This is a genomic window from Shigella sp. FC1661 (genome assembly GCF_001712525.1).
GTDB lineage: Bacteria > Pseudomonadota > Gammaproteobacteria > Enterobacterales > Enterobacteriaceae > Escherichia > Escherichia coli.
This window is the reverse complement of record NZ_MDGW01000081.1, coordinates 1-8487: the sequence shown is the minus strand read 5'-3', so window position 1 is coordinate 8487 and position 8487 is coordinate 1. Positions and strand designations below refer to the sequence as shown.

Below are 8487 nucleotides of genomic sequence, written 5' to 3'. Positions count from 1 at the left end.
TTAATGCCATTTTCAAGAGCAAGTTTTGAGATGGATATCCCGGGTTCACAGGAGGCAGCAACGAGCTGCTGTTTAAATTCGGGAGGATAATTAGGGCAGCCTTTTCGCCTGCCGGGATTCACATTTTTCTGCATATCTGACACTTTGGTTCCCACTACTTATTTGGTGGACACCACTTTGTCTAATTCGTCAGATTCTGACCAGACGGTTCAGGCTGTACGCTTACGTTTTTTTCACGCTGCCGCCACCGTAGGTAATCAATACGCGAGCATCGTGAGGAATTTGTTCGCGTAAACCAGCGATTGCGCCTTTACCAAACAGAATGCGGGTTGGGGTGTGCAGATTAAAGTTGTTCATTACTTGCTCCCTTTGCTGGGCCAATATGAGGGCAGAGAACGATCTGCCTGATGTTTTTCATTGTGATCGCCAGCGCCCTGGCTCTCAATGCTCATTTCTGCCAATGTCTTGCCTATTTCTCCAGAGTGCTGGAGAAATGCTACAAAATTGCGCACAATCAAATTGCCGCATTATTCCTAAGAAATTACGCGATATGAAACGTGAAGAGATTTGCCGCTTGCTGGCGGATAAAGTTAATAAACTGAAAAATAAAGAAAATAGTTTGTCAGAACTGTTGCCCGATGTGCGTTTGTTGTATGGCGAGACGCCTTTCGCACGTACACCGGTGATGTACGAGCCTGGCATCATAATTCTCTTTTCCGGGCATAAAATCGGTTATATCAATGAACGCGTGTTTCGTTATGATGCCAATGAATACCTGCTGCTGACGGTGCCGTTGCCGTTTGAGTGCGAAACCTATGCCACGTCAGAGGTGCCGCTGGCAGGGTTGCGTCTCAATGTCGATATTTTGCAGTTACAGGAACTGTTGATGGACATTGGCGAAGATGAGCATTTCCAGCCGTCGATGGCAGCCAGCGGGATTAACTCCGCCACGTTATCAGAAGAGATTTTATGCGCGGCGGAGCGGTTACTCGACGTGATGGAGCGACCACTGGATGCGCGTATTCTCGGCAAACAGATCATCCGCGAAATTCTGTACTACGTGCTGACCGGACCTTGCGGCGGCGCGTTACTGGCGCTGGTCAGTCGCCAGACTCACTTCAGTCTGATTAGCCGCGTGCTGAAACGGATTGAGAATAAATACACCGAAAACCTGAGCGTCGAGCAACTGGCGGCAGAAGCCAACATGAGCGTATCGGCGTTCCACCATAATTTTAAGTCTGTCACCAGCACCTCGCCGTTGCAGTATTTGAAGAATTACCGTCTGCATAAGGCGCGGATGATGATCATCCATGACGGCATGAAGGCCAGCGCAGCAGCGATGCGCGTCGGCTATGAAAGCGCATCGCAATTTAGCCGTGAGTTTAAACGTTACTTCGGTGTGACGCCGGGGGAAGATGCGGCAAGAATGCGGGCGATGCAGGGGAATTAAATACGTTCCCGGTACAGCAGCCGGGAACGGGGAAAATCGTCAGGCGTTACAGTATTTTTTTTTAATCACCACAAACAGCATGCCTAACAAGCCAGCGGTTAACAAGGCAATTGGCAGGATCATCAGGAACGTCATTACCTGATCTTCATGGCGTTTAACGAACGGAATCATACTTAAGGCATAGCCAAAACTGGTTACCACGCTGACCCACAGCAATCCACTTAACCAGTTGAAAAACTGGAAGCGGCGGTTTGGCAGACCGGAAATTCCCGCCATGGTTGGCAGCAGCGTACGGACAAATGCAAGAAAACGTCCAGCCAGCAGCGCCAGCAGACCGTGGCGGTCAAACATGCAGGTGGCGCGCTGGTGATATTGAGCAGGAAGCTGTGCCAGCCAGCCTTTCACCGTTTTGGTATTCCCTAACCAGCGCCCCTGAATATAACTTAGCCAGCAGCCCAGACTTGCTGCGGCGGTCAGAATCGCAATCGTAGGCAGAAAATCCATAACCCCCTGGGCAATCAATGCGCCTGCCAGTATCAACAAGCTGTCGCCTGGCAAAAATGAGGCGGGCAGCAGGCCGTTTTCTAAAAACAGCGTGGCAAACATGACAAAGTAAACAACGCTAACAATATGAGGATCCGCCAGCGCGGCAAAGTCGTGTTGCCAGAGCGCAGCGATGATATCTTGAATAACAGCCATGGACTTTCCTGTGGAACAGCGTTTAAGCCTTTATCTGCCTATTGTACTCCTGATTCGTCCGGGACGCCTTGATCCCGGACGCAACAATTTAAGACTTTTCACAATTAAATGTCTGCAAAATTGTCCAAAAGTGGCAATGTTATACAATTCGCGCAAAACCGGCGTCCAGATCGGCAATCAGATCGTCGACATCTTCCAGACCAATATGCAGGCGAGTCAAGGTCCCGCTAAAATCGATCTCGCCTTGTGGGCGAATGGCGGCGATATGTTCTGGTTGATTCGCCAGGATCAACGATTCATACCCGCCCCACGAGTAGGCCATGCTGAATAAACTGAAGTTATCCAGATAGTTCGCCAGCTCTTCATTACTGAGTTTTTTCTTAAGCACAAAGGAAAACAGCCCGCTGCTACCTGTAAAGTCTCGTTTCCAGAATTCGTGTCCTTTACTGCCAGGCAGAGCAGGGTGGTTAACTCGCGCTACTTGCGGATGTTCTGCCAGCCATTCAGCCACTTTCAGACTGCTTTCATGATGTTGACGCAAACGCACACCTAATGTGCGCAGGCCACGGCTGGTTATATAGGCGGTATCGGCATCGACCATCTGGCCCATCAGATAGGCGTTTTCCCGTAGCTGCTCCCAGCAACGGGCATTGCACACGGCAGTGCCAATCATCGCATCTGAATGCCCAACCAGATATTTGGTGGCGGCTTGAATAGAAACATCGATGCCAAAATCCAGCGCCTTAAACAGCACACCGGCTGCCCAGGTGTTGTCGATCATAATGATGGCATCCGGCACCACACTGCGTACGGCGGCAACAATCGCCGGAACGTCGTGGACTTCCATGGTGATGGAGCCTGGCGATTCCAGAAACACGATTTTAGTGTTTGGCTGCAGATGCTTAACGATATCGGCACCAATCAGCGGATCAAACCACGATGTCGTTACGCCCAGTTTGCTGAGGATTTTGCTACAGAAATCCTGACTCGGTTCATAGGCAGTGTTGGTCATCAACACATGATCGCCCTGTTCGACAAAAGCAAGAATCGAATTAGCAACCGCTGCCGCCCCGCAGGGAAATAGCGCGCAGCCTGCGCCACCTTCCAGTTCACACATCGCTTGTTGTAAGGAAAAATGGGTTAACGTTCCGCGCCGTCCATAGAACAACTCGCCATTGGCGCGATTGCGCGTCGCGTGCTTTTTGGCTTCCATACTCTCAAATACCAGCGAAGAAGCGCGCTGAATCACGCTATTTACCGCGCCAAGAGTGTATTTTTTGCTGCGTCCTGCATTCACCAGTTGAGTATCAAGCTTTTTGTCCGCCATGTCGGGATTCCTGTTTTTATACGTCTGGATGTCTAAACTAGCATGAATATTCGCGGGCGCATCCTGAAGAATTGGCATAAAGCAGAAAATTTTCGCAAATGGCGTGCTGGTGACTTTTTTACTGCGTAAACGCAAGGAAAAGAAAGCAAAGGTACGGCAGTATGCAAATAGTAATGAGAACGACTATCAATTCGACGTCGTTTTGATATTATTATGCGCAGATTTTGTGACTTGCGTCCTGGAGATACACAGTGGGTAATAATTTAATGCAGACGGACCTTTCCGTCTGGGGTATGTATCAGCACGCCGATATTGTCGTTAAGTGCGTGATGATTGGGCTTATTTTGGCCTCCGTAGTCACCTGGGCAATCTTCTTCAGTAAGAGCGTAGAGTTCTTCAATCAGAAGCGTCGCCTAAAGCGCGAGCAGCAACTGCTGGCTGAAGCGCGTTCCTTAAACCAGGCCAACGATATCGCCGCTGATTTTGGTAGCAAAAGCTTAAGCCTGCATTTGTTCAATGAAGCGCAGAATGAGCTGGAACTGTCAGAAGGCAGCGACGATAACGAAGGTATTAAAGAACGTACCAGCTTCCGTCTGGAGCGTCGGGTCGCCGCAGTGGGTCGTCAAATGGGCCGCGGTAACGGCTATCTGGCAACCATCGGCGCGATTTCTCCGTTCGTTGGTCTGTTTGGTACGGTCTGGGGCATCATGAACAGCTTTATTGGTATCGCGCAAACGCAGACCACTAACCTGGCAGTCGTTGCGCCGGGTATCGCAGAAGCTCTGTTAGCAACGGCAATCGGCCTCGTGGCAGCGATTCCTGCGGTCGTTATCTATAACGTATTTGCACGCCAGATTGGCGGCTTTAAAGCGATGCTGGGTGATGTTGCAGCGCAGGTATTGTTGCTGCAAAGCCGTGACCTGGATCTGGAAGCCAGCGCCGCTGCGCATCCGGTTCGTGTCGCACAAAAATTACGCGCAGGATAATATCCGATGGCAATGCATCTTAACGAAAACCTCGACGATAACGGCGAAATGCATGATATCAACGTGACGCCGTTTATCGACGTGATGTTGGTTCTGCTGATTATCTTTATGGTGGCGGCACCGTTAGCGACGGTAGATGTGAAGGTGAACTTGCCTGCTTCTACCAGCACGCCGCAGCCGCGCCCGGAAAAACCGGTTTATCTGTCGGTGAAGGCAGACAACTCGATGTTTATCGGTAACGATCCGGTCACCGATGAAACAATGATTACGGCGTTGAATGCGTTAACCGAAGGCAAGAAAGACACCACCATCTTCTTCCGAGCGGATAAAACCGTCGATTACGAGACGTTGATGAAGGTAATGGATACGCTGCATCAGGCGGGTTACCTGAAGATAGGTCTGGTCGGCGAAGAAACCGCCAAAGCGAAGTAAAGTAGAATTGCCTGATGCGCTACGCTCATCAGGCCTACAAAATCTATTGCAACATGTTGAATCTTCATGCGTTTGTAGGCGGATAAGGCGTTTTCGCCACATCAGGTAAGAGTGAATTCACAATGATGCCCGGTTGCTTTTCACAACCGGGCATTTTTTTAACCTAAATGCTCGCCGCCGCACACACCGTGCACTTCTGCGGTGACGTAGCTCGACTCCTGACTTGCCAGATAAACATATACAGGGGCCAGTTCCGCCGGTTGCCCCGCACGCTTCATCGGCGTTTGCTGACCAAACTGCGGGATCTTATCCTGCGTTTGTCCGCCGGAAATTTGCAGTGCCGTCCAGATAGGGCCTGGCGCGACAATATTCACCCGAATACCTTTCTCCGCGACCTGTTTTGCCAGGCCACGGCTGTAGTTCAGAATCGCCGCCTTCGTAGCCGCATAGTCCAGTAAATGCGGACTTGGCTGGTATGCCTGGATTGACGAAGTGGTGATGATACTTGCACCTTTCGGTAGCAGGGGGATCGCTTCCTGGGTTAGCCAGAACAGCGCGAAAACGTTAATGGCAAAGGTCTTTTGAAACTGTTCGCTGGTGAGGTCTGCAATATCCGGAATGGCAACCTGTTTCCCGGCGACCAGCGCCATAATATCCAGCCCACCTAACGCCTTGTGCGCTTCGTGAACCAGCGAACGGGCGAATTTCTCATCGCTTAAATCGCCTGGCAGCAGAACGGCTTTGCGTCCGCATTCTTCAATGATCTTTTTCACATCCTGAGCGTCTTCTTCTTCCACGGGAAGATAACTGATCGCCACGTCAGCCCCTTCACGCGCGTAAGCGATGGCGGCAGCGCGACCTATTCCGGAATCGCCCCCTGTCACCAGTGCTTTACGATCTTTCAGGCGACCGCTACCAACATAGGTTTTCTCGCCGCAATCCGGTACCGGTGTCATCTTCGCCTGGATGCCTGGCGTCGGTTGTTTCTGTTTGGGATATTCACCAGTGTAATACTGCGTAGTCGGGTCTTTTAAATGAGACATTGTTTTTCTCCCTTCAGGTTCAACGTCTTTTAAGGGTAGACGCTCTCGATGCGTTGATAAGGGAACCAGGAAGATCCCTAAACCTCAGAATTATGCGACAAAGGTTTAACGTATATGTTGATTTGCTGTTGCGTGCTGTTTACTCAATTGCGATATACTGTTGCCCGTTTTAACTACACGACAGGAATGTATGGAACGTTTTCTTGAAAATGCAATGTATGCTTCTCGCTGGCTGCTTGCCCCCGTGTACTTTGGCCTTTCGCTGGCGTTAGTTGCCCTGGCGCTGAAGTTCTTCCAGGAGATTATTCACGTACTGCCGAATATCTTCTCGATGGCGGAATCAGATTTGATCCTCGTGTTGCTGTCGCTGGTGGATATGACGCTGGTTGGCGGTTTGCTGGTGATGGTGATGTTTTCCGGTTATGAGAATTTCGTCTCGCAGCTGGATATCTCCGAGAACAAAGAGAAGCTGAACTGGCTGGGGAAAATGGACGCAACGTCGCTGAAAAACAAAGTAGCAGCGTCGATTGTGGCAATTTCTTCCATTCACTTACTGCGCGTCTTTATGGATGCGAAAAATGTCCCGGATAACAAACTGATGTGGTACGTCATTATCCATCTGACGTTTGTGCTCTCTGCATTTGTGATGGGCTATCTTGACCGACTGACTCGTCATAATCACTGATCTGATTCGGGCGCGGTTCGCGCGCCCGTTATTAACAAGTCATTTATCGGAAGACGCCTGCCACAGATTCAGCTCGCCATCGGCGATATGCTGATCAATCTGCGCCAGCTCCTCGGTGCTAAATGTCAGATTATTCAGCGCCTGCACGTTCTCCTCTAGTTGCTCCGCGCGGCTGACACCAATCAATACCGACGTCACGCGATCATTTTTCAGCAACCAGCTTAACGCCATTTGCGCCATTGATTGTCCACGCTGCTGTGCCATTTCATTCAATAAGCGCAGGCTGTTGAGGTTGGCTTCGGTAAGCATTTTCGGCGTCAGACCACGAACTTTATTCCCTTCACGATGCATCCGTGAATCTTGCGGTATGCCGTTGAGATATTTTCCGGTCAGCAATCCCTGAGCCAGAGGAGTAAAGGCAATACAGCCCACGCCGTTATTTTGCAGGGTATCCAGCAGGCCGCTTTTATCCACCCAGCGGTTCAGTAAATTGTACGAAGGTTGATGAATTAAAAGCGGAATTTTCCACTCGTGCAGCAACTCGACCATTTTTTGCGTCCGCTCTGGCGAGTAAGAGGAGATCCCGGCATACAGCGCCTTACCGCTTTGTACCGCATGAGCCAGCGCAGAGGCGGTTTCTTCCATCGGCGTATTTTCATCGACGCGATGAGAGTAAAAGATATCGACATACTCAAGCCCCATACGCTTCAGGCTTTGGTCGAGGCTGGCGAGCAGGTATTTACGTGAACCGCCAGAGCCGTAAGGGCCGGGCCACATATCGTAGCCAGCCTTGGTAGAGATAATCAGTTCATCGCGATAAGCGGCAAAATCCTCCCGCAGCAGGCGACCAAAGTTCTCTTCTGCGCTTCCTGGAGGCGGCCCGTAATTGTTGGCTAAATCAAAGTGCGTAATGCCTAAATCAAACGCTTTACGCAGGATTGCACGCTGTGATTCCAGCGCGTTAACGTGACCGAAATTGTGCCATAAACCGAGCGATAACGCGGGCAGGCGTAAACCACTTTTTCCGCAATAGCGGTACTGCATCTGCCCGTAACGTTCGGGATTCGCTAACCAGACCATGACCTCTCCTTTCCACCGTTCAATTTCGAAACAATGTTTCTAGTTTAGCGATTCGCCAGCGCGTATCCCGTAGTCTGGCTCACAGAGTGACGAAAAACTGGGCAAAAACACGCGCTTATGCTTTGCTTAAAAAACACCAGTTGAGGAATGCAACGATGCCGCGTTTAACCGCCAAAGATTTCCCACAAGAGTTGTTGGATTACTACGACTATTACGCTCACGGGAAAATTTCGAAACGTGAGTTCCTCAACCTTGCGGCGAAGTATGCGGTGGGCGGGATGACGGCATTAGCGTTGTTTGATTTGCTCAAGCCAAATTATGCGCTGACGACTCAGGTAGAGTTTACCGACCCGGAGATTGTTGCTGAGTACATCACGTATCCTTCGCCAAATGGTCACGGCGAGGTACGGGGTTATCTGGTGAAACCCGCAAAAATGAGCGGCAAAACGCCAGCCGTGGTGGTGGTGCATGAGAATCGTGGACTGAATCCGTATATCGAAGATGTGGCACGGCGAGTGACGAAGGCGGGGTATATCGCCCTGGCACCTGACGGCTTAAGTTCCGTTGGAGGGGTAATGCTGCCAACTTACTGATTTAGTGTATGATGGTGATTTTAAGGTGCTTGCGTGGCTTCCATTTCCATCAGATGTCCTTCCTGCTCCGCTACTGAAGGCGTGGTGCGTAACGGCAAAAGCACTGCCGGACATCAGCGCTATCTCTGCTCTCATTGCCGTAAAACATGGCAACTACAGTTCACTTACACCGCCTCTCAGCCCGGTACGCAC

General features: G+C 50.6%; 9 protein-coding genes and 2 pseudogenes. 6 read left to right on the top strand and 5 right to left on the bottom strand.

Going from position 1 to position 8487, the window contains the following annotated elements; genetic code table 11:
• Positions 1–225 precede the first annotated feature (225 nt).
• Positions 226–357, bottom strand: a pseudogene (locus BFF42_RS06090) (NADH-dependent alcohol dehydrogenase); the annotation flags it as partial.
• 193 nt (positions 358–550) lie between these two features.
• Here BFF42_RS06090 and yqhC point away from each other — a divergent pair.
• The gene (yqhC, locus tag BFF42_RS06085) at positions 551–1450 is read left to right on the top strand and encodes a DNA-binding transcriptional regulator YqhC (RefSeq protein WP_001298382.1); all 900 of its coding nucleotides are present in this window, start codon (positions 551–553) and stop codon (positions 1448–1450) included.
• 39 nt (positions 1451–1489) lie between these two features.
• Here yqhC and yghB read toward each other — a convergent pair whose 3' ends face one another.
• Both yghB and metC read right to left on the bottom strand, forming a co-directional pair.
• Positions 1490–2149 (bottom strand): DedA family general envelope maintenance protein YghB, encoded by a 660-nt coding sequence (yghB, locus tag BFF42_RS06080; protein WP_039059567.1) that lies wholly within the window; start codon positions 2147–2149, stop codon positions 1490–1492.
• A 139-nt stretch (positions 2150–2288) separates the two neighbouring features.
• Positions 2289–3476, bottom strand: a complete 1188-nt coding sequence (gene metC / locus BFF42_RS06075) for a cystathionine beta-lyase (RefSeq protein ID WP_012421639.1) — start codon at positions 3474–3476, stop codon at positions 2289–2291.
• Between the two features lie 251 nt (positions 3477–3727).
• On the opposite strand from metC, the gene exbB reads away from it, so the two are divergent.
• A complete protein-coding gene (gene exbB / locus BFF42_RS06070; protein ID WP_000527839.1) occupies positions 3728–4462 on the top strand; it encodes a tol-pal system-associated acyl-CoA thioesterase in 735 nt (244 codons plus the stop codon).
• A gap of 6 nt (positions 4463–4468) precedes the next feature.
• Positions 4469–4894, top strand: a complete 426-nt coding sequence (exbD, locus tag BFF42_RS06065; protein WP_001240712.1) for a TonB system transport protein ExbD — start codon at positions 4469–4471, stop codon at positions 4892–4894.
• Between the two features lie 158 nt (positions 4895–5052).
• Here the strand turns inward: exbD and yghA are convergent, their stop codons facing one another.
• Complete coding sequence (gene yghA, locus BFF42_RS06060) at positions 5053–5937, bottom strand: NADP(+)-dependent aldehyde reductase (protein WP_000018760.1); 885 nt, start codon at positions 5935–5937, stop codon at positions 5053–5055.
• A gap of 190 nt (positions 5938–6127) precedes the next feature.
• Between yghA and BFF42_RS06055 the strand changes: the two genes are divergently transcribed.
• Positions 6128–6622: a TIGR00645 family protein gene (locus BFF42_RS06055; RefSeq protein ID WP_000439331.1), complete on the top strand. Its 495-nt coding sequence runs from the start codon at positions 6128–6130 to the stop codon at positions 6620–6622.
• Positions 6623–6661: 39 nt separating this feature from the next.
• Here BFF42_RS06055 and gpr read toward each other — a convergent pair whose 3' ends face one another.
• Entirely contained in the window at positions 6662–7702 is a 1041-nt protein-coding gene (gene gpr, locus BFF42_RS06050) for an L-glyceraldehyde 3-phosphate reductase (RefSeq protein ID WP_000262142.1), read from the bottom strand.
• 155 nt (positions 7703–7857) lie between these two features.
• Between gpr and yghX the strand changes: the two are divergent.
• Together yghX and BFF42_RS06040 are read left to right on the top strand one after the other, a co-directional pair.
• A pseudogene (gene yghX / locus BFF42_RS06045) lies at positions 7858–8274 on the top strand (YghX family hydrolase); the annotation flags it as partial.
• A 54-nt stretch (positions 8275–8328) separates the two neighbouring features.
• A partial coding sequence (locus tag BFF42_RS06040; protein ID WP_032277379.1) for an IS1 family transposase occupies positions 8329–8487 on the top strand: 159 nt, incomplete at its 3' end.